The organism is Streptomyces sp. GQ60 (assembly GCF_059758875.1).
On the sequence record NZ_JCAXEG010000001.1, the window covers coordinates 1,081,666 to 1,105,599 of the forward strand.

The window sequence follows — 23,934 nt, forward strand, 5'->3', positions numbered from 1 at the left end:
GCGCATGTTCTCGATAGACCTCGCCGACGACGCCCAGCTGTTCCCGCTGGAAGCGCGGCACGCGGAGGAGTTCTTCGCCCACATCGAACGCGGACGCGAGTTCATCGGCCAGTACGTCGGCTTCCCGGACCGGTCCTGTGACCTGGAGTCCGCCCGGGCCCTGCTGGCCAAGTACGCGGCCACCGCGGGCGAGGACGGCGCGAGGTTCTTCGGAATCCGGCTCGACGGCACCCTCGTGGGCGGGGTGCTCTTCCCGGCCTTCGACGCGGCGACCGGCAACTGCGAGATCGGCTGCTGGCTGGAGCCCGCCGCGGCCGGCCGGGGTCTGGTGACGAAGGCCTGCCGCGTCCTGATCGACTACGCCTTCGGCGAGCGCGGCATGCACCGCGTCGAATGGCACGCCGCCTCCGGCAACAAGAAGAGCCTCGCCGTGGCCGAGCGCCTCGGCATGACCCGTGAAGGCGTCATGCGCCAGAACCACCTGCACCGGGGCGTCCGCCAGGACACCGAGGTCTGGGCGCTCCTCGCCCCCGAGTGGTCCGTGGCCCGCCCCGCGTAACCCCTCGCGCCCCCGCGGGTGACGACCCCCGCGCCCCCGCGCGTCACCGCTCCCGCGCCCTCCCGTCCCCGCCCGGCCGGCCGGGCGTACCGGAGTCCGCCGGGGGGCCGCGGCGGGGCGCCGTCGGCTGCCCGGCCGGATTCTCAGGAACCTCTCAGAAAAGCCGCCTACGGTGCCCCGCATGGACACCACCAAGACCCCCGCCCCGACCGCTCCCGAGGCGGACTCCCCGGCCGACCTGAAGAAGGCCGCCACCGACGAGACGACCGCCCCGGCCGCGGCGGACACCGCCGCCACCGAGGAGGTCGCGGGCGAGGAGCTCGCCACCGACCTCGAAGACGAGCTCGACGAGTTCGACGCCGAGGCCGACGAGGAGCAGAGCAGTGGTGTCGCCTCCGGAGCCTCCGCGATCGTCGCCGCCGGCCTCGGCCTGATCGCCCTCAGCGGAAGCTGGACCTCCCGCGTCATAGGCGAGCGGGAGACCCTCAAGGGCCAGATCAGCTCGGCCAACGCCACCACCACCGCGGACAAGATCGAGGCGCTGTACGGCAACGCCTGGCAGATGACCGCCCTGGTCAACGGCGTCCTGTCGACGGTCGCGCTGCTCATCGCCGTCTTCGTGCTGGCCCGTCCGGCCTTCGGCGCCTCCGGCCGCACCCTGCCGGCCTGGGTCCGCTCCGTGTCCTGGGCCGCCGTGGTCGTCGCCGTCATCGGCGTGATCGCCTTCGTGTTCATGTACCTTCTCGCCCTCCCGACGGCCCCTGTCGGCGCCGCTTAGTCCGTACGCTGCCGCCAGGCGGCCCGCCTAGGCCGTTCGTGCCTGCCCGGCGGCCCGCCTAGGCACTGCCTTAGGCCACCTCAGGGACCCCGGGTCCCGGTCTAAGGCCCCCGGCTCGCGCAGATGCGGCATGCTCCCGATGTGCCGGCACCCCCTGGGGCGCGAATCTTGGATCACACCGAACGAGGTGTCCGAGAAACGCCCACCAGGGAGCACGAGATGTTCGAGTACGAGATCGCCACCGCCCGCCGCGACGACCTCATCCGCGAGGCCGACGCCTACCGGCTGGTCCAGGAAGCGAAGAAGGACCGTCGCCGCTTCTCCCGCAGCCAGGAACCGGAGGGGTCGGTGAGAGGGGAGCGCGGCCGGTTCACCCGCGCCGCGTAACCCGCGTCGCGAGACCGTGCGAACCGGCACGTGATGAGAAGCGCAGCGATATCCAGTGCCGATGAGCAGGGCCCCTGTGCGATGCTCGGCGGCGTGGAGACCAGATCTGTCAGCCCGGTGTTCGTCGGCCGAGCCGACGAACTGGCCGTACTCACCGACGCCCTGACGCGCGCCGCCGGCCAGGAGCCGCAGGCACTGCTCATAGGCGGCGAGGCCGGGGTCGGCAAGACCCGCCTCACCGAGGAGTTCCTCTGCGAGGCCGACCGCCGCGGCGCGGTCGTAGCCGTCGGAGGCTGTGTGGAGATCGGGGCGGAGGGACTTCCCTTCGCCCCGTTTTCGACGGCGCTGCGCACCCTGCACCGCCTGCTCCCCGACGAGCTGGCCGCGGCCGCAGTCGGCCAGGAGGACGAACTCGCGCGCATCCTCCCCGAGCTGGGCGAGACCCCGCGCGGCCCGCACGACGAGGAGAGCACCGCCCGGCTCTTCGAGCTGACGGCCCGGATGCTGGAGCGCCTCGCCGCCGACCGCACCGTCGTCCTCGTCCTGGAGGACCTGCACTGGGCGGACACCTCCACCCGGCACCTGCTCTCCTACCTGTTCCGCGCGCTCGGCAGCGGCCGACTCGTCGTGGTCGCCACCTACCGCGCCGACGACGTCCACCGCCGCCACCCGCTGCGCCCGCTCCTCGCCGAACTCGACCGGCTGCGCACCGTGCAGCGCATCGAGCTGTCCCGCTTCAACCGGGCCGAGGTGCGCCGCCAGCTCGCCGGGATCCTCGCCTCGCAACCCGACGAGGACTTCGTCGAATCGGTCTTTGACCGCTCCGACGGCAACGCCTTCTTCGTCGAGGAACTCGTCGCCTCCCGCGCCAGCGGCTGCGCCACCGGCCTCACCGAGTCCCTGCGCGACCTGCTCCTCGTCCGCGTCGAAGTCCTCCCGGACGCCGCGCAGCGCGTCGTGCGCATCGTCGCCGAGGGCGGCTCCACGGTGGAGTACGCCCTGCTGCGCGCCGTCACCCGGCTCACCGAGGACGAACTGATCGAGGCACTGCGCTCGGCCGTGGGCGCCAACATCCTCCTCCCCACCTCCGACGGGGACGGCTACCGCTTCCGGCACTCCCTGGTCCGCGAGGCCGTCTCCGACGACCTGCTGCCCGGCGAGCGGGCCCGCGTCAACCGCCGCTACGCCGAGGAGCTCGAACAGGACGACTCGCTGATCCGCGCGGAGGAGCGGGTCATCCGCCTCGCCACCTACTGGTACTACGCCAACGACGCGGTCAAGGCCCTGCCCGCCGTGCTCGCGGCCTCGGTGGCCGCCCGGCGCCGGCACGCCTACTCCGAGCAGCTGCGCCTGCTGGAGCGGGCCATGGAGCTGTGGGAGGCCGTACCGGAGGAGGTGCGCGTCGAACTGCGCCCGGCGGACTACACCGAGGTCTACCCGCCCTGCGGCTCCGACCCGGCGACCACCCCGCTGCAACGCATCGACCTGCTGGCCGAAGCCACCGTCGCGGCCCGCTTCGGCGGCGAGCGCGAACGCGCGCTGAAACTCACCAAGACGGCCCTGCGGCTGCTGGAGGACGGCCACGACCCGCTGCGCGCCGCCTGGTTCTGGACCGAGCGCTCCCGGATGATCGCGAGCCTCGCCCGCGGCGACGGCTGGGCGGAGCTCGCCAAGGCACAGGAGCTCGTCCGCGGGCTGCCCCCGTCCCAGGTGCACGCCGACGTCCTGGTCCGGGCCGCGAGCTGGGGCATGCTCCACAAGCCGGGGCCCGACAACCTCGTCGCCGCCGAACGCGCCGTGGAGTACGCGCGGATGGTCGGCGCCGAGGACACCGAGCTCAACGCCCGGATCACCGTGGGCAGCCTGCTCGTCGACTCCGGGGAACCAGGGCGCGGTCTCGCCGAGATGTACGCGGTCAAGGACCGGGCCGCCGAACTCGGCCTCGGCATGCTGGTGGGACGTGCGCACGTGAACCTCACCTCTCATCTGGAAAGCCTGGGCCGGTCCCGCGAAGCCGTGGAACTGGCCGAACAAGGTGCCGAGTTGGTCAAGAACTCCCATCTGATGGACTCCGAGGCCTATATCCGGGGGAACCTGGCGGAGAGCCTGTACAGCCTCGGCCGGTGGGAGGAGGCCGCAACGCAGGCCCGGCGCACGCTGACCCTCGTCAGCAGCGCCGCCCCGCGCGCCGCGGCCGTCGTACGGCTCGCCTACCTGGCCCTGGCCCGCGGCGAACTCGCCGAGGCCGCGGCCCAGCTCACCGTCGCCCGCACCCACTTCGGGTCCCACGACGGCCAGCCCCAGCACCGGATCCCGCTGTTCCGCCTCGCGATCGGCGTGGCGGCGGGGGAGGGCCGGATAGCCGACGTCCGCGGCGAGGTGGCCGCCGTCATCGAGCACGGCTTCCCGCTCGGCAACCACCGCTACGCCTGGCCGCTGCTGCTCGCCGCCGCCTCGGCGGAAGCCGAGGCCCGGGGCCTGCCGGCCGCCGAGGCCGGCCGGGAGGAGGCGCTGACGGTGCTGCGCGGCGCCGCCCGGGCCCTGGCCACCCCGGTCCCGGTGTGGAGCGCCCACTCCGAGTACCTCAGGGCCGAGCTGCTGCGGGCCGAGGCCCGCGACACCGTCGCCGACTGGACGGGCGTGGAAGCGGCCGTACGCCCCCTGGAGCGCCCCTACCTGCTCGCCAGGGCCCGCTACCGGCTCGTGGAGGCGCTGCTGGCGGCCGGCGGGGACCGCGAGGCCGCCGCCGGGATGCTCCAGGAGGCCTACGCCACCGCCGAGCAGCTCGGCGCCCGCAGGCTCCGCGAGGACCTGGCCCTGCTCGCGCGGCGCGCCAGGCTCCCGCTCACCCCCGTGGACGCCGCCGCCAAGGCCCTGCTCGCCCCGGACGCCGACCCGGTCGAGGCGTTGGGCCTGACCAGCCGCGAACGGGACGTGCTGCGCCTGGTCGCGGCAGGCCACACCAACCGCCAGATCGCCGAGGAGCTGTTCATCTCCCCGAAGACGGCCAGCGTGCACGTCTCGAACATCCTGGCGAAGCTCGGCGTCGCGGGCCGCGGCGAGGCCGCCGCCCTGGCCCACCGGCTACGGCTCTTCGGCCCCGTCGCCCCGCAGACGGCCCGGACGCGGTGACGGCATGCCCCGCTAGGCCGCCGGCCGGTCCTTGGCGCGTATGAGCACCTTGCCGGAGTCCAGGTCTATCGGGCCACTTCCCGGGTCGCCGTCATTCACGTCGATCCGGGAAAGCTCCAGCCGCTTCTTCTCCTCGTCCGTGTGCTTGCGTCCCGGACCGAACAGCTCCTCGATCATGTTGAACATCGCGTCCACCGCGCCTTTCGTCCCCCCGTCGGGGCCCGCCGGTCATCGCACCGTCAGTGTCAGGATCCTGTCGTCGACCGCTTCCGGCGACCCGCGCCCGTCCGTCTCGCTCGTGACCAGCAGCAATCTGTCCCCACCGAGGGGCACCACGGTGCGCAGCCGGCCGTATTCGCCCGCCAGGAACGCCTCGGGCTCCGCCACCGGCTCCGCCCCGGCCAGTGGAATCCGCCAGAGCCGCTGCCCTCTCAGCCCGGCCATCCAGATGGAGCCCTGCGCCCAGGCGATGCCGCTCGGCGAGGCCTCGTCGGTCTTCCACACCGCCACCGGATCGCGCATCCCCGGCTTGCCTGCCTTGCCCTCCGCCTCCGGCCAGCCGTAGTTCGCTCCGGGCTCGATCAGATTCAGCTCGTCCCAGGTGTTCTGGCCGAACTCGGCCGCCCACAGCCGTTTGTCCTTGTCCCAGGCGAGCCCCTGCACATTGCGGTGCCCGTAGGAATAGACGACCGAGTCGGCCTCGGGATTGCCGTGCACCGGCTCCCCGTCCGGGGTCATCCGCAGGATCTTCCCGCCCAGCGACTTCTTGTCCTGGGCCAGCCCGGTCTCGCCGGTCTCGCCCGTCCCGGCGTAGAGCATCTTGTCCGGGCCGAAGGCGATCCGCCCGCCGTTGTGGATGAGTCCCTTGGGGATGCCCCTGAAGACCGTGTCGGGCGCGCCCAGCTGATCGCCGGCCGGTCTCTTCTCGTCGTAGAGCAGCCTGGCGATGCGGTTGTCGGACTCGGTGGTGAAGTAGGCATACACCATGCGGTCCGAGGCGAACGAAGGGGACACGGCCAGGCCCAGCAGCCCGCCCTCGCCGCCGGGGGCCACTCCGGGCACCCTGCCGACCGCGGTGACGGCCCCCGTGCCCACGTCGACCCGGCTGATCGTGCCCTTGTCCCGCGAGGCGACCAGCAGGTTCCCGTCGGGCAGCGGAGCCACCCCCCACGGGGATTCCAGGCCCTGGGCGGCCACGCCCGCCACCGTCACCTGGCCCTTGGCCGGCGGCGCGGAGGCCGAGGCGGAGGCGGAGGCCGACGCGGAGGGCCCGCCCGAGGCCCCCGGCGGCGCGGAGCCGGCGGCCGTGCCCGGTGGCGCATCGCTGGGCCGGGCTCCGGCGCCGTTCGGCGGCGAGCACCCCGCCGCCAGCAGCGCCCCGCATCCCGCCAGGGCGAACGCCGCCAGCACCCCGCGGGCCCGGGCGCGCGGACCGGCGTACGACCGCACCGCCAGCGGCACCCGACCCTGCTCCCAGCCCCGGCCCAGCCCCTGATCCAGCCCCCGGCCCAGCCCCTGATCCGGCCCCTGGCCCTGCCCCTGAGGCTGCTCCAGTCCCCGGCCGTGTCCCCGGTCGTGTCCGTATCGCATCGTCGTACTCCCCTCCGGTCCTCCGATCGTGCCCTCACACGACTCAACAGCGCCGACCATGCCCCAAGTTCCGCGACTCGTACACTCGATCGAGTGGTTCAGGCGCCCATGGGCACCGGCAGCTCGGCCAGCTCCGCCAGATCCTCGGCGGTCAGCCGCACCTCCGCCGCCCGCGCGTTCTCCGCCGCCCAGCGCGCCTGCCCGGCCCCCGGCACGGGCACCACCTGCGGACCCTGCGCGAGCACCCACGCCAGCGCCACCTGCGCCGCCGTGACCTCGCCCCCGTGCCGCCGGGCGACCCGCCGCAGCCCGGCCACCAGCACCTGGTTCGCCGCCATCGCGTACGCCGTGAACCGCGGATGCCTCGCCCGTACGTCCTCGGGCTCGAACCCCTCGCCCGGGACCAGCGTCCCGGTCAGGAACCCGCTGCCCAGCGGCATCGCCGCCAGGAACCCCACCCCCCGCGCCGCGCACCACGGCAGCAGCCGCCACGCCGCCTGCGGGGACCACACCGACAGCTCCGCCTGCACCGCGCTCACCGGGAACACCTGCTGGGCCCGCTCCAGGTGCCGCACGGTCGCCTCGTACGCCCGGTCCCCGCGCCGCCCCGCGCCCGGCCCGGTGCCCGCCCCCAGCGCGCAGAAGCCCAGCGCCCGCACCTTCCCCGCGCCCACCAGCTCCGCCATCGCGCCCCAGGACTCCTCGACGGGCACGTCCGGATCCACGCGGTGCAGCTGGTACAGGTCTATGACGTCGGTGCGCAGCCGCCGGAGCGAGGCGTCGCAGGCCCGCCGCAGGTACCCGGGGCGCCCGTCGGCCACCACGTGCACCCCGTCGGCCCGCAGTCCCGCCTTCGCGGACACGAAGGCGTCGGCCCGGCGCTCGCGCAGCACCCGGCCGAGCAGCAGCTCATTGGTGTAGGGGCCGTACAGATCGGCGGTGTCGAGCAGGTTCGCGCCCAGGTCGAGGGCCGTGTGCACGGTGAGCAGCGAGTCCTCCCGCCGCCTGCGCGAAGGCGCGTACGCCCCGCTCATCGGCATGCACCCGAGGCCGATGGCGCCCACCGCCAGCGCCCCCGCCCCGATCGACCTGCGCTCCACCGTGCGTCCCCCCTGGTGCTCCCGGTCCGGCACACAAACTAACGGCTCGATCCGGATCCCCTGGCATAGCCTCCTGATCATGACTGCAGAGACTCCCGAGACCCTCGACGTATGGCTCCCCTTCCCCGCCGAGGAGATCGAGGGGCTGCCCGATTCCTTCCACTACCGCCACTGGGACGGAGAGGACGCCTTCCCGGCCGATCCGGCCGCCTGCGTCTTCTACGTCACCCCGTACATGAAGTCCGCGGCCGTCACCCTGCGCCCGCTGGCCGCGATGCCCCGCCTGCGCGTCGTCCAGACCCTGACCGCCGGTGTCGACCACGTGCTGGGCGGCCTCGGAGACCTGGCCCCCGGCGTACGGCTGTGCAACGCCAAGGGCGTCCACGACGCGAGCACCGCCGAGCTCGCGCTCACCCTGATCCTGGCCTCCCTGCGCGGGATCCCCGGCATGGTGCGCGGCCAGGACCGAGAGGAATGGCGCTTCGGGTTCTACGAGGCCCTCGCGGACAAGTCCGTACTGATCATCGGCTACGGCGCGGTCGGCGCGGCCATCGAGGACCGGCTCGCGCCCTTCGAGTGCGAGCGGATCGTCCGGGTCGCGCGGACGGCGCGCACCACGGCGCGCGGGCCGGTGCACGCCCTCGCCGAGCTGCCCCAACTCCTGCCCGGAGCCGACGTGGTGATCCTCTCCACCCCGCTCACCGAGGAGACGAGGGGGCTCGTCGGCGCCGAGTTCCTCGGCCGCATGAAGGACGGCGCGCTGCTGGTGAACGTGGCCCGCGGACCCGTCGTCGACACCAAGTCCCTGCTGGCCGAGGCGGACTCGGGCCGACTGCGCGCCGCGCTCGACGTCACCGACCCGGAACCACTGCCTTCAGGCCATCCGCTCTGGCATGCTCCGGGTGTCCTGATCACGCCCCATGTGGGCGGCAGCAGCTCCGCGTTCGAGCCGCGGGCGAAGCGGCTGGTGGCCCGTCAGCTCCGCAGCTTCGCCGCCGGGGACCCCGTGGAGAACACGGTGCTGATCACAGAATGACGCGCGGCGCGCACGCTCCGCGTTCGTCCGAACGCACTCAGTGGGCACAACTCCCTTGGTGGTGACGGAGCGTAGAGAAACTATGTCCCTGAGTGACGAAAGTGGTGTATCGTCCGGAACAAGGGGCTGCGCCACGAACGTCTGGCGCTGGGGAGTGATCGGACACTTTGGGGGGCGACGGGCGATGCACGGCCAATGGACGAAGGATCCGATGCGGCGAAGTTGCCGGAGGCGACGGTGTCGGGACTGGACTGCGCCGGAACCAGCCAGCGAGGGGGACCGGTGAGCACCCCGGGGGCGGCGCTCCTGACCCGCCAGCCCCTCGCCGCCAACGGCAAGGCGGTGGCGATGCAGCTCCTCCTCGCGGTGGTCAGCAGCGGGTACGCCGTGGGCGCGGCCCTCGGCTGGGGATCCGAGGAACTCGCCGAGATCATGGGCGACTTCGGGCTCAGCGCCGCCGGACTGCTCGCCGCCGTCTCCTGTTTCACGTACGCCCGGGCCATTGACAGCCGGGAGCGCCCGGCCTGGCTGCTCTTCGCGTTCTCCTCGCTCATGGGCTGCTGCGGCAACGCGGTCTGGGGCTGGTACGAGGTGGTCCTCGGCGAGGACGTGCCGAAGCCCTCCCTCGCCGACTTCGCCTTCCTCTGCTTCGCGCCGCCCGCCATCGTGGGCCTGCTCGTCCTCGCGAAGCGCCCCGTCACCCGAGCCGGCTGGGTCTGCCTCGGCCTCGACTCCTGGCTCATCGGCGGCTCCCTGCTCACCCTCTCCTGGAGCCTGGCCCTCGCGCACGCCGCGCAGACCGCCCAGTCCGGCGCACCCGGCAGCGTCCCGCGCGCGGCCCTCTCGCTGGCCTACCCGCTCCTGGACATCGCGCTCGTCTCGATGGTGCTGGTCCTGCACTTCCGCCGCTCCGAGACCAACCGCTCCGCCGTGAACACCGCCATCGCGGCCCTCGCCCTGACCGTGCTGAGCGACGCGCTGTTCACCTCGCCGCTGCTCAGCGCCGAGTACCAGTCCGGCCAGCTCCTCGACGCGGGCTGGTTCGCCGGCTCGCTCCTCCTCGCGTACGCGCCCTGGGGCGCCCGCCGCATGCACCCCGGCCCCGACCCCGTCGCGCACGCGCGCGCCGAGCGCCCGCACAGCCGCCCCATCACCGGCTCCCTGCCCGCCCTCACCCCGTACCTCGCGGCGGCCGTCTGCACCCTCGGCATCCTGTACAACGTCGTGGACGGCAGGAAGGTCGACCGGGTCGTCGTCTTCACGGGCTGCACGGTCGTGCTCGCCCTGGTCATCCGCCAGGGCATCATGCTGCTCGACAACATCGCACTGACCCAGGAGCTGGCCCAGAAGGAGAACCACTTCCGCTCCCTGGTCCAGGGCTCCAGCGACGTCATCATGATCGCCGCGCCCACCGGCACCCTGCGCTACGTCAGCCCGGCCGCCGCCGGGGTCTACGGCCGCGAGGCGGAGGAGCTGGTCGGCACCGAGCTGGCCACCCTGATCCACCCGGAGGACCTGGGCCGCGTCGTCCACGAGGTGCGCCGCTTCCTGGCCGCGCCGCCCGCCGAGGAGCCGACCACCCGCATCGAGTGCCGGTTCAGATCGGGCGGCGGCGAGTGGCTCAACGTCGAGTCCACCGTCAACCGCCACCAGGGCGGCCTCATCCTGAACAGCCGCGACGTCACCGAGCGGGTCCGGCTCCAGGCGCAGCTCCAGCACAGCGCCGAGCACGACCCGCTGACCGACCTCCCCAACCGTGCCCTGTTCACCCGTCGGGTCCGCCAGGCCCTCACCGGCCGCCGGGCCGGGGACCACAGCACCGCCGTGCTCTTCATCGACCTCGACGGCTTCAAGGCGGTCAACGACACCATCGGCCACCAGGCAGGTGACGAGCTGCTCATCGAAGCCGCCCGGCGGCTCCAGGACTCGGTCCGGGCCGGGGACACCGCGGCCCGCCTCGGCGGCGACGAGTTCGCCGCACTGATCCTGGGTGACGGCAACCGCGACCGCAGCGCCCGCGAGTACCAGGTCCACGAGATCGCCGACCGGCTGCGCACCACCCTCTCCCAGCCCTACCGGATCGCCGGGAGCGAGGTCCGGGTCGCCGCCAGCATCGGCGTGGCCTTCGCGGACCCCGGCATCACCCCTTCGGACCTCATGCGCAACGCGGATCTCGCGATGTACCGGGCCAAGGCGGGCGGCAAGGACCGGGTCGAGATGTACGCGCCCCAGATGCAGGCCGAGGTCGTCCGCAAGGCCGAGCTGGCGGGACGGCTGCGCACCGCGCTGCACGACGGGGAGTTCGCCCTGCTGCACCAGCCCGTGGTCTCCCTGGCCTCGGGGGAGATCTCGGCCGTGGTGGCGCAGGCCCGGTGGCGCTCCGCCCAGGGGATCCTGTTCACCCCCGCCGAGTTCCTTCGGGTCGCCGAGTACGCCGGGGGAGGGGCCGCCGGGGGAGGGGCCGGCGAGGGAGGGGCCACCGTCAGGGCGGCCGTGCCGGACGCCTCGCGCACCGCCGAGCTGGGGCGCTGGCTCCTGGAGGAGGCCGTCGGGCAGGCCGCCGAGCGCCACCGGGCCGGGCACGACGTCCCGGTGGCCGTACGGATGACCGCGCAGCGGCTGCTGGACCGGTCGCTGCCGCTGGGCTCCGTGGAAGCCCTCCTGACCCGCAACGGGCTGCCGTCGGGCGCGCTCGTCCTGGAGCTGGCCGTCTCCGACCCCAGGGTGCCCTTCGACGACCTGGAGCGCCGCCTGGCGGCCCTGCGCCGGCTCGGGGTCCTGATCGCCCTGGACGGCTTCGGCAGCGGCTACGCGGCCATCAGCGCACTGCGCAGGCTCCCCGTGGACATGCTCAAGCTCGACCGCGGGCTGGTTGAGGGGGTCGTGGAATCCCCCCGGCTCCACAAGATCACCGCCGGTTTGTTGCGGATCGCAAACGACCTCGGCATGCAGTCGGTGGCGGAGGGCGTGGACCTGCCGGAGCAGGTCATGGCCCTGCGCGCGATGGGCTGTACGCATGGGCAGGGAATGGCCTTCTCCGGCCCTCTGGACGAGTACAGGCTGCGGCGAGCGCTCGTGCGCGGTACGTTCCCAGTACCGGGCGGTGCGGCCCAACCCGCGTTGGCCGGTGGTTCGCCAGGGGGCTCGATGGTTATCCACAGAGGCTCACATAATGAGACGCCCGTCCCACCCGCTTGACATCACCCTCCCGCCGGAGGGAGGGTCAATGCCATGCGCACCCGAATTCTCGTACTTGGAAAGCGCGTCGGCTGAAGCTGGGACCAGCATGTCCCGGCTCAACGCACCCGACGCGCTCCCCTCGCTTGCCTCCCGGCACGAGGGGTTTTTTGTTGCACTGGCAACGTCGAATCTCGTAAAACCCTCCTCGTAAAACCCTCAGCTTCGAGAAGAGAATGCCGATGACCGAGCAGGCCACCGGGGCCCACCATCCGCAGCCGCGGGCCCGTACCGGCGGACACCAGACCGCCGCAGTTGAGCACGTCACGGGTGCGCAGTCCCTCATCCGCTCTCTCGAAGAGGTGGGGTGCGACACCGTCTTCGGCATTCCGGGCGGCTGCATCCTCCCGGCATACGACCCGATGATGGACAGCAAGAAGGTCCGCCACATCCTGGTCCGCCACGAGCAGGGGGCCGGCCACGCCGCCACCGGCTACGCCCAGGCGACCGGCAAGGTCGGCGTCTGCATGGCCACCTCCGGCCCCGGCGCCACCAACCTGGTCACCCCGATCGCCGACGCGCACATGGACTCCGTGCCGCTCGTCGCGATCACCGGCCAGGTCTCCTCCAAGGCCATCGGCACCGACGCCTTCCAGGAGGCGGACATCGTCGGCATCACGATGCCGATCACCAAGCACAACTTCCTGGTCACCAAGGCCGAGGACATCGCGAGGACCATCGCCGAGGCCTTCCACATCGCCTCGACCGGCCGCCCCGGTCCGGTGCTGGTCGACATCGCCAAGGACGCCCTGCAGGCGAAGACCACCTTCTCGTGGCCGCCGAGCCAGGACCTCCCCGGCTACCGGCCGGTGACCAAGCCTCACGCCAAGCAGATCCGCGAGGCCGCCAAGATGATCGCCGCCGCCAAGCGGCCGGTCCTCTACGTGGGCGGCGGCGTCATGAAGGCCGGCGCGACCGCCGAGCTCAAGGTCCTCGCCGAGCTCACCGGCGTCCCGGTCGTCACCACCCTGATGGCCCTGGGCTCCATCCCGGACAGCCACCCGCAGAACGTCGGCATGCCCGGGATGCACGGTGCCGTCACCGCCGTGACCGCGCTCCAGAAGTCGGACCTGCTGATCGCGCTCGGCACCCGCTTCGACGACCGCGTCACCGGCAAGCTGGACAGCTTCGCCCCCTTCGCCAAGGTCATCCACGCGGACATCGACCCGGCCGAGATCGGCAAGAACCGCGCCGTGGACGTCCCGATCGTCGGTGATGCCCGCGAGGTCATCGCGGACCTGATCCAGGCCGTCCAGGCCGAGGCCAACGACGGCAACGCCGGCGACTACACGGCCTGGTGGAAGGACCTCAACCGCTGGCGCGACACCTACCCGCTGGGCTACGACCTGCCCGAGGACGGCACGCTCTCCCCCCAGCAGGTCATCGAGCGGATCGGCCAGCTGGCACCGAAGGGCACCATCTACACGGCCGGTGTCGGCCAGCACCAGATGTGGGCCTCGCACTTCGTGAACTACGAGGAGCCCCGCACCTGGCTGAACTCCGGCGGCGCGGGAACCATGGGCTACGCGGTCCCCGCCGCGATGGGCGCCAAGGTCGGCATGCCGGAGCGCACCGTCTGGGCGATCGACGGCGACGGCTGTTTCCAGATGACCAATCAGGAACTGGCCACCTGCGCCCTGAACAACATCCCGATCAAGGTCGCGATCATCAACAACGGTGCGCTGGGCATGGTCCGCCAGTGGCAGACCCTGTTCTACAACCAGCGGTACTCGAACACCGTCCTGCACGCGGGCGAGACGGGCACCGACACGGCCGTCGGCTCCCAGCTCGGCGAGTCGGCCGCCCCCCGCATGGGCACCCGCGTCCCGGACTTCGTCAAACTGTCCGAGGCCATGGGCTGCGTGGCACTGCGCTGCGAGGACCCGGCCGACCTGGACAAGGTCATCGCCGAGGCCAACGCGATCAACGACCGCCCGGTCGTCATCGACTTCATCGTCCACGAGGACGCCATGGTGTGGCCGATGGTCGCCGCCGGCACCTCGAACGACGAGGTCATGGCCGCACGGGGCGTCCGCCCCGACTTCGGCGACAACGCAGACGACTGAGCCGAGAGAGCCTGAGAGAGAGAACGACTCACATGTCCAAGCACACGCTCTCCGTCCTGGTCGAGAACACGCCCGGCATCCTCGCCCGGATCGCCGCGCTGTTCTCCCGCCGCGGGTTCAACATCGACTCCCTCGCGGTCGGTGTCACCGAGCACCCCGACATCTCGCGCATCACCATCGTCGTGAACGTCGAGGACCTCCCGCTGGAGCAGGTGACCAAGCAGCTCAACAAGCTGGTCAACGTGCTCAAGATCGTCGAGCTGGAACAGCACAACGCCATCGAGCGCGAACTCGTTCTGGTGAAGGTCCGCGCCGACAACGAAACGCGCTCGCAGATCGTCGAGATCGTCCAGCTGTTCCGCGCCAAGACCGTCGACGTCTCCCCGGAGGCCGTCACCATCGAGGCCACCGGCGGCACCGACAAGCTGGGCGCGATGCTCAAGATGCTGGAGCCCTTCGGCATCAAGGAGCTCGTCCAGTCCGGCACGATCGCCATAGGGCGCGGCGGCCGGTCCATCACGGACCGCAGCCTGCGCGCGCTCGACCGCAGCGCCTGAGCACGACCGGGCCGGTGACGCCGGCCCGGTCGCGCCCCGCCCGTCCGTTTCTCGCTCGCTCGTATGGCGAGACCGAGAACCACGTATTCCGTTCCCCGCCGTACGGTGGGAGCAACACCAGCGCACCAAGGAGATATCCCAGTGGCCGAGCTGTTCTACGAGAACGACGCCGACCTGTCCATCATCCAGGGCCGCAAGGTCGCGGTCATCGGTTACGGCAGCCAGGGCCACGCCCACGCGCTGTCGCTCCGTGACTCCGGCGTCGACGTCGTCGTCGGCCTGCACGAGGGCTCGAAGTCCAAGGCGAAGGCCGAGGAGCAGGGCCTGAAGGTCCTGCCCGTCGCCGAGGCCGCGGCCTGGGCGAACGTCATCATGATCCTGACCCCGGACCCGCTCCAGGCCGAGATCTACGCCGCCTCCATCGAGTCGCACCTGGAAGAGGGCGACGCGCTCTTCTTCGGCCACGGCTTCAACGTCCGGTACGGGTTCATCAAGCCCCCCACCAACGTGGACGTCGCCCTGGTCGCGCCGAAGGGCCCGGGCCACCTGGTGCGCCGTCAGTACGAGGAAGGCCGCGGCGTGCCCTGCATCGCCGCCGTCGAGCAGGACTTCACCGGCTCCGCCTTCCAGCTCGCGCTGTCGTACGCGGCGGGCATCGGCGGCACGCGCGCCGGTGTCATCAAGACCACGTTCACCGAGGAGACCGAGACCGACCTGTTCGGTGAGCAGGCCGTTCTCTGTGGTGGTGCCTCGGCGCTGGTGAAGGCCGGTTTCGAGACGCTGACCGAGGCCGGCTACCAGCCGGAGATCGCGTACTTCGAGTGCCTGCACGAGCTGAAGCTCATCGTGGACCTCATGTACGAGGGCGGCCTGGAGAAGATGCGCTGGTCGGTCTCCGAGACCGCCGAGTGGGGCGACTACATCACCGGTCCCCGCATCATCACGGACGCCACCAAGGCCGAGATGAAGAAGGTCCTCGCGGAGATCCAGAGCGGCGAGTTCGCCAACACCTGGATGGCCGAGTACAAGGCCGGTCTGCCGAAGTACAACGAGTACAAGAGCGCCGACGAGGCGCACCTGCTCGAGACCACCGGCAAGAAGCTGCGCAAGCTGATGAGCTGGGTCGACAACGACGAGAGCTGATCCGCCTCGCCGCGGGACCGGGACGGTGCGTCCCGGCCCCGCGGCACCGGCTCGGGCACCCGGACGGCGGGCCTCCTGGAGGACCGCTTGTCCACCCCGGCCAATCTCGTGCGGGTGATCCTTCCGTACAGGCGGAGTTCCCTTCCGGATCCGCCACTACACTGCACAACACAACGCGTCAGGCCCACAGTGTCGTGCGTCTTCCACGCGGCTACCCCCCTCCACCGCCTGCGGCCGTCGGGACGGCCGTCCGCACTGGACTTGTGAGGACCCACGTGAGCTCGAAACCTGTCGTACTCATCGCCGAAGAGCTGTCGCCCGCCACTGTCGAGGCGCTCGGCCCGGACTTCGAGATCCGGCACTGCAACGGTGCCGACCGCGCGGAGCTGCTCCCCGCGATCGTGGACGTCGACGCGATCCTGGTCCGCTCCGCGACCAAGGTCGACGCCGAGGCCATCGCCGCCGCCAAGAAGCTGAAGGTCGTCGCCCGCGCCGGCGTCGGTCTCGACAACGTCGACGTCTCGTCCGCCACCAAGGCCGGCGTCATGGTCGTGAACGCGCCGACCTCCAACATCGTCACCGCCGCCGAGCTGGCCTGCGGCCTGCTCGTCGCGACGGCCCGCAACATCCCGCAGGCCAACACCGCTCTGAAGAACGGTGAGTGGAAGCGGAACAAGTACACGGGCGTCGAGCTCAGCGAGAAGACCCTCGGTGTCGTCGGCCTCGGCCGCATCGGCGTCCTGGTCGCCCAGCGCATGTCGGCCTTCGGCATGAAGATCGTCGCGTACGACCCCTACGTCCAGCCCGCGCGCGCCGCCCAGATGGGCGTCAAGATGCTGACGCTCGACGAGCTGCTCGAGGTCGCCGACTTCATCACCGTGCACCTGCCCAAGACCCCCGAGACCCTCGGTCTCATCGGGGACGAGGCCCTGCACAAGGTCAAGCCGTCCGTCCGCATCGTCAACGCCGCCCGCGGCGGGATCGTGGACGAGGCCGCGCTGTACTCGGCCATCAAGGAGGGCCGCGTCGCCGGCGCCGGCCTCGACGTGTACGCGAAGGAGCCCTGCACGGACTCCCCGCTGTTCGAGCTCGACCAGGTCGTCTGCACCCCGCACCTCGGCGCGTCCACGGACGAGGCCCAGGAGAAGGCCGGCGTCTCGGTCGCCAAGTCGGTGCGCCTGGCGCTCGCCGGCGAGCTCGTGCCCGACGCGGTCAACGTCCAGGGCGGCGTCATCGCCGAGGACGTGCGCCCCGGCCTGCCGCTCGCCGAGAAGCTCGGCCGCATCTTCACCGCCCTCGCGGGCGAGGTCGCGGTCCGCCTCGACGTCGAGGTCTGCGGCGAGATCACCCAGCACGACGTCAAGGTGCTCGAACTCTCCGCGCTCAAGGGTGTCTTCGAGGACGTCGTCGACGAGACGGTGTCCTACGTCAACGCCCCGCTCTTCGCGCAGGAGCGCGGCGTCGAGGTCCGTCTGACCACCTCCTCGGAGTCCCCGGACCACCGCAACGTGGTGACCGTCCGCGGCACCCTGTCGGACGGCCAGGAGGTCTCGGTCTCCGGCACGCTGGTGGGCCCGAAGCACCTGCAGAAGATCGTCGGCATCGGCGAGTACGACGTGGACCTGGCGCTCGCCGAGCACATGATCGTCCTGCGCTACGCGGACCGCCCGGGCGTGGTCGGCGCCGTCGGCCGCATCCTCGGCGAGGCCGGCCTCAACATCGCGGGCATGCAGGTCGCCCGCGCCGAAGAGGGCGGCGAGGCCCTCGCGGTCCTCACGGTCGACGCCGAGGCCCCGGTGAACGTCCTCGCGGACATCGCCACCGAGATCGGCGCCGTCTCGGCCCGTACGGTCAGCCTCGGCTGACGCCGCGGCATAGGACAGAGCGAAGGGCCCGGGGGAGACCCCCGGGCCCTTTCGTGTGCCCGCCCCGCTACGCCGCTCGGCGCGCGAGTGCTTCACCGGCCGGGGCCGGCTCCGTGCGGGCCGGGCCCGGGGCCGGGGCTCCGCGGCCCCGGAGCAGGGCCGCGGCCAGCACCGCCGCCGCGAGGAGCAGGACCGTACCGCCCCAGGCCGCGTACTGCATTCCGTGGACGAAGGCCTCCCGGGCCGCGGTCAGGACCTGCCCTCCGGCCGCGCCGCCGAGTTCCTGCGCGGTGGCCAGGGCTCCGCCGAGGGTCTCCCGCACGGCGGGCTCGGAGCCGGCCAGGTCGGAGCGGTAGACGGCCGTGCCCAGGCTGCCCAGGACGGCCATCCCGAGGGCCCCGCCGAACTCCTGGCCGGTCTCCAGCAGGGAGGCGGCCGAGCCGGCCTTCTCGGCGGGGGCGGAGCCGAGTGCCATGTCCGAGACCAGGGACATCACCGTGACGATGCCGCAGGCCAGGACCCCGGCGCCGGTCAGCAACAGCCACAGCGAGTCGGTGTCCACGAAGCCGATCAGGGCGAACCCGGCGGCGGCGAGGACGAAGCCGCCCGAGATGACGTAGGCCCGGTCGGTCTTCTGGGCGAGGACGGCGCTGACGGGGGCGGCGGCGCCGATGGCGACCGAGGGGGCCAGGCTCCAGAGGGCGGCTTCCAGGGTGCCCATGCCGAGCACCGACTGCAGGTACTGGGTGGTGAAGTAGGCGGAGCCCATCATGGCGAAGGCGGCGATGGTGTTCAGGCCGACGCCGGCGCCGAAGCCGCGCCCCCGGAAGAGGGCCCGGGAGACCATGGCGTCCTCGCGGGTGCGCTGGCGGCGGACGAAGAGGTACCCGAAGGCCAGGCCGGCGGCGAGGCAGCCGGCGTGGAACGGGGTGAAGCCCTCGGCGGCGATCTCCTTGAGCCCGTAGACCACGGGGAGCACGGCGGCCATCGACAGCGGCACGCTCAGCAGGTCGAAGCGGCCGGGCGCCGGGTCCTTGAACTCGGGGACCAGTACGGGGACCAGGACCAGCAGGAGCAGCATCGCGGGCACGTTGATCAGGAAGACGGAGCCCCACCAGAAGTGGTTCAGCATCACCCCGCTGAGCACCGAGCCGAGGGCGATGCCGCCGGTCATGGCGCCGGACCAGATCGCGATGGCCTTGCCGCGCTGCCGGTTGTCCTGGAAGAGGTTGCGCACGAGGGCGAGCGTGGACGGCATCAGGGTCGCGCCGCCGATGCCGAGCAGGACGCGGGCCGCGATGAGCATCTCGGCGCTGGAGGCGTAGGCGGCGGCGACGGAGGCGAGTCCGAAGGCCGCCGCTCCGGCCAGCAGCAGCCTGCGGCGGCCGATCCGGTCGCCGAGCGAACCCATCGTGATGAGCAGGCCCGAGAGGGCGAAGGCGTAGCTGTCGAAGATCCAGAGCTGCTGGGTGGCGCTGGGGTCCAGCTCCCGGGCGATGGCCGGGATGGCGAAGTAGAGGACGGAGACGTCCATCGAGACCAGGAGCAGCGGGAGCAGGAGGACGGTGAGGGCGGTCCATTCCCGGCGACCGGCGAGACGTGCTGCGGGGTTCGTCATGAGCAGCAATGTACAAGCGTCATAAACGTCTGTCTAGTACGGTTGTATAGAACGATTGTGTAGGACGTTTGTCTTGGACGGGTGTCTTGGCTACCGTGAAGTCATGGGACATCGCGAAGACTTGCTGGAAGGCGCCAAGAAGTGCCTGGTCGAGAAGGGTTTCGTGGGCACGACCGCCCGCGACATCGTCAAGGCCTCGGGCGCGAACCTGGCCTCGATCGGCTATCACTACGGCTCGAAGGACGCCCTCATGACGGAGGCGTTCATGGCCGTGGTCCAGGAGTGGGGTGACCAGTTCACGGGGGCGGTGAAGGGCGAGGGCGGCTCGCTGGAGCGCTTCCGCTCGGTGTGGGACGGCGTCCACGCCGGACACGAGGAGTCCGGCCCGATCTGGGCGGCCGGCATGGAGGTCGCGGTGACCCGGAACCGGCTGCCGGAACTGCGTGCCCTGCTCGCCGCCTCGCAGGGGGAGGGGCGCAGGGGGCTGGTCTCCATGTTCACCGGCGTACCCGAGGAGGACCTGGCGGAGGAGGACCTGCGGACCTCCGGTGCCTTCTACCAGGCCCTGCTGAACGGTTTCATGCTCCAGTGGCTCTTCGACCCCGCGTCGGCCGCGACCCCGGCGGAACTGACCGAGGGGATGCGGCGGGCGGCGGAGGCGGTGGCAGCGGCCAAAACCGGTCGGGACACGGCCTAGTGGGGGAGCGTCAGCCGTGCAGGCGGGCGGCCTTGAGGGCCATGTGGAGGAGCAGGCGGTCCTCGCCCTCGTCCAGGTCGAGGCCGGTCAGCTGTTCCACCCGGGACAGGCGGTAGTACAGGGTCTGGCGGTGGATTCCCAGGGCCGCCGCCGCGCGGCCCGCCTGGCCGGCGCAGTCCAGGAACACTTCGGCGGTCCGGGCCAGTTCGGGATTGGCCGGGCCGCGCAGGGCGCGGGCCACCGGGTCGTCCAGGGCGTCCTCGGCGACGGACGCCAGCATGCGGTAGGGCCCGATCGCGGACCACTGCGCGACCGGGCCGAGCCGCGGCCCGGCGGCGGCGGCCCGGGCGGCGCCGGTGGCCTGCTGCCAGGCGGCGGGCAGTTCGGTGAGCGCCCGCACGGGGTCGGACACCCCGGCGGTCACCCCGGTGGCCGCCCCGGGAGTGGCGGCACTGCCGCCGGCCTTCGGCGCGGTGCGGGCGGCGGCGCCCGCCTTCGGTCCGGCGGGGCCGCCCGCCTTCGGCATGGCGGTGCCGCCCGCCTTCGGCGTGGTGAGGCCCGCGCCGCCGGCCGGGCCGCCCGCGGGGGCCGTCCCGCCGGCCGTGCGGGGCATCAGGCGGGAGATCGCCGTGAGCGCCGGAGCCAGCGGGTCCGCGCCGCGCAGCCGGATCAGCACCGCGAGGGACTGCCCCGCCGGGCCGCCGCCCGGGTGGGGCTCCTGGTCGCCGGCCCCCCGCCAGGGCACCACGCACACGGCAGCCGCCCCCGGGACCGAAGCCGGGGCCTCGCCGGACCACGGGCTCACGCAGACCGCGGCGTGCGGTCCTTCGCCGCCCGGACCGAGTGCCACCCGTAGGGCGGCCACCGCCATGTCCTGCTGCCAGCCGCGCCCGGCGGTGAGCACGGCGAGGAACTCCCGGGACAGGTCGGCCCCCGCCCGGGCCTCCTCCGCGAGCAGCAGCCCGATCCGCTGGGCCACCTCCATGGCGGCGGCCAGGGCCTCCGCGTCGGGGCCGGGCTCTTGGTCCAGGAGCCACACGTAGCCCTGGACGATCCCGCGGTGCCGCACCGGCAGGCAGATCCGGCCGCGGAAGACGCCGGCGTCCGGGGCCGCCGGGATCCTGACCGGTCCGGTGGCGCGGGCGATGCCGAAGCCCTCGAACCAGGACCGGACGGCCGCCGTCGACTGGCGGGTCAGGATCGAGCGGGTCCGTACGGGATCCATGGCGAGGTCGTCTTCGCTGTCGTGCGCGCCGAAGGCGATGAGGCGGAAGTCCCGGTTCTCCAGCGTCGCCGGGGCGCCGAGCAGCGCCGAAATCTCGTCCACCAGGTCCTGGTAATCGCCTTTCACCCGCACATTCTCCCACCCCCGCACCCGCTCTTCAGACAGATGTATGAGATCCGGGCCACGGATGCGTGACAGCTGTCGATGGCAGAGGATCGGGGAGATCCCTAGGTTTCACGGTGGTTTTACTTGCGTTTTCCTTATGGCCTCCGTCGTCCCGGCGCGGGGCGAATGTCGGCTTCTGCCCGCCACCCGTTGGAGGTACCCCGTGCTGGGTCCCGCGATCCTCGCCGCCTCGCGCAGCGACAAGATGCGCCGAATCGTCTCTGCCGCCCCGGTGACCAAGCCCGTGGTGAACCGGTTCATCCCCGGTGAGACGGTCGACCAGGTCATCCCGATCGTCGAGGACCTGACGGGCAAGGGCCTGGAGGTGACCCTCGACGTCGTCGGCGAGGACATCACCACCGTGGAGCAGTCTCACGCCGCGCGTGACGCGTACCTCCAGCTCATCGAGCAGCTCGCCCACCTGGGCCTCGGCGAGACCGTCGAGATGTCGGTGAAGCTGTCCATGTTCGGGCAGGCGCTGGAAGGCGGCCACGAGCTGGCCCTCGCCAACGTCCGCCCGGTCGTCGAGGCCGCCGCCGCCATCGGCACGACCGTCACCCTGGACGCCGAGGACCACACCACCCTCGACTCGATGTTCGCCATCCACGAGGAGCTGCGCCGCACGTTCCCCCAGACCGGCTGCGTGATCCAGGCGTACCTGTTCCGCACCGAGGCCGACGCCCGCCGCCTGGCCGCGGCCGGCAGCCGCGTACGCATCGTGAAGGGCGCCTACAAGGAGCCCGCCGAGGTCGCGTACCTGGACAAGGCCGAGATCGACAAGGCGTACGTCCGCATCCTGAAGATCCTGATGGAGGGCGAGGGCTACCCGATGATCGGGTCCCACGACCCGCGCCTGATCGCCATCGGCCAGGAGCTCGCCCGCAAGGCGGGCCGCAAGCTGGACGAGTACGAGTTCCAGATGCTCTACGGCATCCGCAGCGAGGAGCACCTGCGGCTGGCAGCCGAGGGCCACCGGATGCGCGTCTACACGGCGTACGGGACCGACTGGTACGGCTACTTCATGCGGCGCCTCGCGGAGAAGCCGGCCAACCTGCTCTTCTTCCTCCGCTCGATGATCACCAAGAACTAGGCCCTCCCACTAGCTCAAGGAGCACCCCGCATCATGGACGCTGTAACCCAGGTCCCCGTGCCGGTCAACGAGCCGGTCCACTCGTACGCCCCCGGCACCCCGGAGCGCGCGCGCCTCGAAACGCAGCTGAAGCAGCTGTCCGAGAACCCGATCGACCTCCCGATGACGATCAACGGCGTCAAGCGGATGGGCGGCGGCGAGCGCTTCGACGTCGTGCAGCCGCACGACCACAAGTCGGTCATCGGCACCTACGCGAACGCCACCCGGGCCGACGCCCAGGAGGCCGTCGACGCCGCCCTCGCCGCCGCCCCGGCCTGGCGCTCGATGTCCTTCGACGACCGCGCCGCGATCATCCTGCGCGCCGCCGAGCTGCTGTCCGGCCCGTGGCGCGAGAAGCTGGCCGCGTCCACCATGCTCGGCCAGTCGAAGACCGCGCAGCAGGCCGAGATCGACACCCCGTGCGAGCTCGTCGACTTCTGGCGCTTCAACGTCCACTTCGCCCGCCAGATCCTGGCCGAGCAGCCGGTCGCGAACTCCGCCGGCGTGTGGAACCGCAGCGACCACCGCCCGCTCGAGGGCTTCGTCTACGCGATCACCCCGTTCAACTTCACGGCCATCGCGGGCAACCTGCCGACCGCCCCGGCCCTGATGGGCAACGTGGTCGTGTGGAAGCCGTCCCCGACGCAGACCCACTCCGCGGTCCTCCTGATGGAGCTGCTGGAGGAGGCCGGCCTGCCGAAGGGCGTCATCAACCTCGTGACCGGCGACGGCATCGCCGTCTCCGACGTGGCGCTGACCCACCCCGAGCTGGCGGGCATCCACTTCACCGGTTCGACCAAGACCTTCCAGTACCTGTGGAAGACGGTCGGCACCAACATCGAGACGTACAAGTCCTACCCGCGGCTGGTCGGCGAGACCGGCGGCAAGGACTTCGTCGTCGCGCACCCGTCCGCGGACCGCGCGATCCTGAAGACCGCCCTGACCCGCGGCTCCTTCGAGTACCAGGGCCAGAAGTGCTCGGCGTCCTCGCGCGCCTACGTCCCGGCCTCGATCTGGAACGACGGCTTCAAGGAGGCCTTCGCGGCCGAGGTCGACGGCATCACGATGGGCGACGTCCGCGACCTGACGAACTTCATCGGCGCCGTCATCGACGAGCGCTCCTTCGCGAAGAACAAGGCCGCGATCGACCGCGCGAAGTCCGACCCGACCTGCGAGATCGTCGCCGGCGGCACGTACGACGACTCCGAGGGCTACTTCGTCCGCCCGACCGTCATCGCGTGCACCGACCCCGAGAACGAGGTCTTCACGACCGAGTACTTCGGCCCCATCCTCGCGATCCACGTCTACGAGGACGAGTCCGCCGAGGGATTCGACGCGATGCTCGCGCAGATGGAGGCCGTCTCGGCGTACGCCCTGACCGGCGCCGTCATCGCGCAGGACCGCTACGCGGCGGCCGACGCGATGGAGAAGCTCCGCTTCGCGGCGGGCAACTTCTACATCAACGACAAGTCGACCGGCGCCGTCGTCGGCCAGCAGCCCTTCGGCGGCGGCCGCGCCTCGGGCACCAACGACAAGGCCGGCGCGGCGTCGAACCTGATGCGCTGGACCTCGACCCGCTCCATCAAGGAGACGCTGGTCGCCCCGACCGAGTACGGCTACCCCCACATGGGCTGACCTCCGCCCCGCTGA

General features: G+C 71.9%; 18 protein-coding genes. 13 read left to right on the forward strand and 5 right to left on the reverse strand.

Annotation, left to right across the window (positions count from 1 at the left end):
* The first annotated feature begins 4 nt into the window (after window positions 1-4).
* From AC6CKD_RS04950 to AC6CKD_RS04965, 4 genes are all read left to right on the forward strand, one after another.
* Window positions 5-559 carry a GNAT family N-acetyltransferase gene (locus AC6CKD_RS04950; RefSeq protein ID WP_498325335.1) on the forward strand — a complete coding sequence of 185 codons (555 nt, stop codon included), beginning with the start codon at window positions 5-7 and terminating at the stop codon, window positions 557-559.
* Window positions 560-740: 181 nt separating this feature from the next.
* Window positions 741-1,337: a hypothetical protein gene (locus AC6CKD_RS04955; RefSeq protein WP_498325336.1), complete on the forward strand. Its 597-nt coding sequence runs from the start codon at window positions 741-743 to the stop codon at window positions 1,335-1,337.
* A 219-nt stretch (window positions 1,338-1,556) separates the two neighbouring features.
* A complete protein-coding gene (locus AC6CKD_RS04960; RefSeq protein WP_498325337.1) occupies window positions 1,557-1,724 on the forward strand; it encodes a hypothetical protein in 168 nt (55 codons plus the stop codon).
* 81 nt (window positions 1,725-1,805) lie between these two features.
* Window positions 1,806-4,856 (forward strand): helix-turn-helix transcriptional regulator, encoded by a 3,051-nt coding sequence (locus AC6CKD_RS04965; RefSeq protein ID WP_498325448.1) that lies wholly within the window; start codon window positions 1,806-1,808, stop codon window positions 4,854-4,856.
* 12 nt (window positions 4,857-4,868) lie between these two features.
* On the opposite strand, the gene AC6CKD_RS04970 is transcribed toward AC6CKD_RS04965, so the two are convergent.
* The 3 genes from AC6CKD_RS04970 to AC6CKD_RS04980 form a co-directional block, all read right to left on the reverse strand.
* Complete coding sequence (locus AC6CKD_RS04970) at window positions 4,869-5,042, reverse strand: DUF6191 domain-containing protein (protein ID WP_498325339.1); 174 nt, start codon at window positions 5,040-5,042, stop codon at window positions 4,869-4,871.
* A 42-nt stretch (window positions 5,043-5,084) separates the two neighbouring features.
* Window positions 5,085-6,446 carry a PQQ-dependent sugar dehydrogenase gene (locus AC6CKD_RS04975; RefSeq protein WP_498325340.1) on the reverse strand — a complete coding sequence of 454 codons (1,362 nt, stop codon included), beginning with the start codon at window positions 6,444-6,446 and terminating at the stop codon, window positions 5,085-5,087.
* A 98-nt stretch (window positions 6,447-6,544) separates the two neighbouring features.
* Window positions 6,545-7,546: an aldo/keto reductase gene (locus AC6CKD_RS04980; RefSeq protein ID WP_498325449.1), complete on the reverse strand. Its 1,002-nt coding sequence runs from the start codon at window positions 7,544-7,546 to the stop codon at window positions 6,545-6,547.
* Window positions 7,547-7,625: 79 nt separating this feature from the next.
* Here AC6CKD_RS04980 and AC6CKD_RS04985 point away from each other — a divergent pair, with 79 nt between their 5' ends.
* From AC6CKD_RS04985 to serA, 6 genes are all read left to right on the forward strand, one after another.
* On the forward strand, window positions 7,626-8,582 hold the full coding sequence (locus AC6CKD_RS04985) for a 2-hydroxyacid dehydrogenase (RefSeq protein ID WP_498325342.1): 957 nt from the start codon (window positions 7,626-7,628) through the stop codon (window positions 8,580-8,582).
* A 282-nt stretch (window positions 8,583-8,864) separates the two neighbouring features.
* Window positions 8,865-11,780 (forward strand): putative bifunctional diguanylate cyclase/phosphodiesterase, encoded by a 2,916-nt coding sequence (locus AC6CKD_RS04990; protein ID WP_498325344.1) that lies wholly within the window; start codon window positions 8,865-8,867, stop codon window positions 11,778-11,780.
* Between the two features lie 215 nt (window positions 11,781-11,995).
* Window positions 11,996-13,885, forward strand: coding sequence for an acetolactate synthase large subunit (locus tag AC6CKD_RS04995; RefSeq protein WP_498325346.1), 1,890 nt, complete (start codon window positions 11,996-11,998; stop codon window positions 13,883-13,885).
* Window positions 13,886-13,917: 32 nt separating this feature from the next.
* Window positions 13,918-14,442 (forward strand): acetolactate synthase small subunit, encoded by a 525-nt coding sequence (ilvN, locus tag AC6CKD_RS05000; RefSeq protein WP_053677671.1) that lies wholly within the window; start codon window positions 13,918-13,920, stop codon window positions 14,440-14,442.
* Between the two features lie 141 nt (window positions 14,443-14,583).
* Window positions 14,584-15,585 carry a ketol-acid reductoisomerase gene (gene ilvC, locus AC6CKD_RS05005; RefSeq protein ID WP_243337812.1) on the forward strand — a complete coding sequence of 334 codons (1,002 nt, stop codon included), beginning with the start codon at window positions 14,584-14,586 and terminating at the stop codon, window positions 15,583-15,585.
* Between the two features lie 275 nt (window positions 15,586-15,860).
* Window positions 15,861-17,450 (forward strand): phosphoglycerate dehydrogenase, encoded by a 1,590-nt coding sequence (gene serA, locus AC6CKD_RS05010; RefSeq protein WP_403712718.1) that lies wholly within the window; start codon window positions 15,861-15,863, stop codon window positions 17,448-17,450.
* Between the two features lie 67 nt (window positions 17,451-17,517).
* On the opposite strand, the gene AC6CKD_RS05015 is transcribed toward serA, so the two are convergent.
* Window positions 17,518-19,068 (reverse strand): MFS transporter, encoded by a 1,551-nt coding sequence (locus tag AC6CKD_RS05015; protein ID WP_498325349.1) that lies wholly within the window; start codon window positions 19,066-19,068, stop codon window positions 17,518-17,520.
* Between the two features lie 103 nt (window positions 19,069-19,171).
* On the opposite strand from AC6CKD_RS05015, the gene AC6CKD_RS05020 reads away from it, so the two are divergent.
* A complete protein-coding gene (locus tag AC6CKD_RS05020; RefSeq protein WP_498325350.1) occupies window positions 19,172-19,765 on the forward strand; it encodes a TetR/AcrR family transcriptional regulator in 594 nt (197 codons plus the stop codon).
* A gap of 10 nt (window positions 19,766-19,775) precedes the next feature.
* Here AC6CKD_RS05020 and AC6CKD_RS05025 read toward each other — a convergent pair whose 3' ends face one another.
* Window positions 19,776-21,116, reverse strand: coding sequence for a PucR family transcriptional regulator (locus AC6CKD_RS05025; RefSeq protein WP_498325351.1), 1,341 nt, complete (start codon window positions 21,114-21,116; stop codon window positions 19,776-19,778).
* A gap of 202 nt (window positions 21,117-21,318) precedes the next feature.
* Here AC6CKD_RS05025 and AC6CKD_RS05030 point away from each other — a divergent pair, with 202 nt between their 5' ends.
* Both AC6CKD_RS05030 and pruA read left to right on the forward strand, forming a co-directional pair.
* Window positions 21,319-22,245, forward strand: a complete 927-nt coding sequence (locus AC6CKD_RS05030) for a proline dehydrogenase family protein (protein WP_498325352.1) — start codon at window positions 21,319-21,321, stop codon at window positions 22,243-22,245.
* Between the two features lie 33 nt (window positions 22,246-22,278).
* On the forward strand, window positions 22,279-23,919 hold the full coding sequence (gene pruA / locus AC6CKD_RS05035; protein ID WP_498325353.1) for an L-glutamate gamma-semialdehyde dehydrogenase: 1,641 nt from the start codon (window positions 22,279-22,281) through the stop codon (window positions 23,917-23,919).
* Window positions 23,920-23,934: the final 15 nt, after the last annotated feature.

Excerpts from the sequence above, each read along its gene's own strand:
- AC6CKD_RS04975 (WP_498325340.1), bottom strand. The coding sequence starts at position 6,446 with ATGCGATACGGACACGACCGGGGACACGGCCGGGGACTGGAGCAGCCT.
- AC6CKD_RS04960 (WP_498325337.1), top strand. The coding sequence starts at position 1,557 with ATGTTCGAGTACGAGATCGCCACCGCCCGCCGCGACGACCTCATCCGC.
- pruA (WP_498325353.1), top strand. The coding sequence starts at position 22,279 with ATGGACGCTGTAACCCAGGTCCCCGTGCCGGTCAACGAGCCGGTCCAC.
- AC6CKD_RS04955 (WP_498325336.1), top strand. The coding sequence starts at position 741 with ATGGACACCACCAAGACCCCCGCCCCGACCGCTCCCGAGGCGGACTCC.
- AC6CKD_RS04985 (WP_498325342.1), top strand. The coding sequence starts at position 7,626 with ATGACTGCAGAGACTCCCGAGACCCTCGACGTATGGCTCCCCTTCCCC.
- AC6CKD_RS04965 (WP_498325448.1), top strand. The coding sequence starts at position 1,806 with ATGCTCGGCGGCGTGGAGACCAGATCTGTCAGCCCGGTGTTCGTCGGC.
- AC6CKD_RS05020 (WP_498325350.1), top strand. The coding sequence starts at position 19,172 with ATGGGACATCGCGAAGACTTGCTGGAAGGCGCCAAGAAGTGCCTGGTC.
- ilvN (WP_053677671.1), top strand. The coding sequence starts at position 13,918 with ATGTCCAAGCACACGCTCTCCGTCCTGGTCGAGAACACGCCCGGCATC.
- AC6CKD_RS05015 (WP_498325349.1), bottom strand. The coding sequence starts at position 19,068 with ATGACGAACCCCGCAGCACGTCTCGCCGGTCGCCGGGAATGGACCGCC.
- AC6CKD_RS04950 (WP_498325335.1), top strand. The coding sequence starts at position 5 with ATGTTCTCGATAGACCTCGCCGACGACGCCCAGCTGTTCCCGCTGGAA.
- AC6CKD_RS04970 (WP_498325339.1), bottom strand. The coding sequence starts at position 5,042 with ATGTTCAACATGATCGAGGAGCTGTTCGGTCCGGGACGCAAGCACACG.
- AC6CKD_RS04995 (WP_498325346.1), top strand. The coding sequence starts at position 11,996 with ATGCCGATGACCGAGCAGGCCACCGGGGCCCACCATCCGCAGCCGCGG.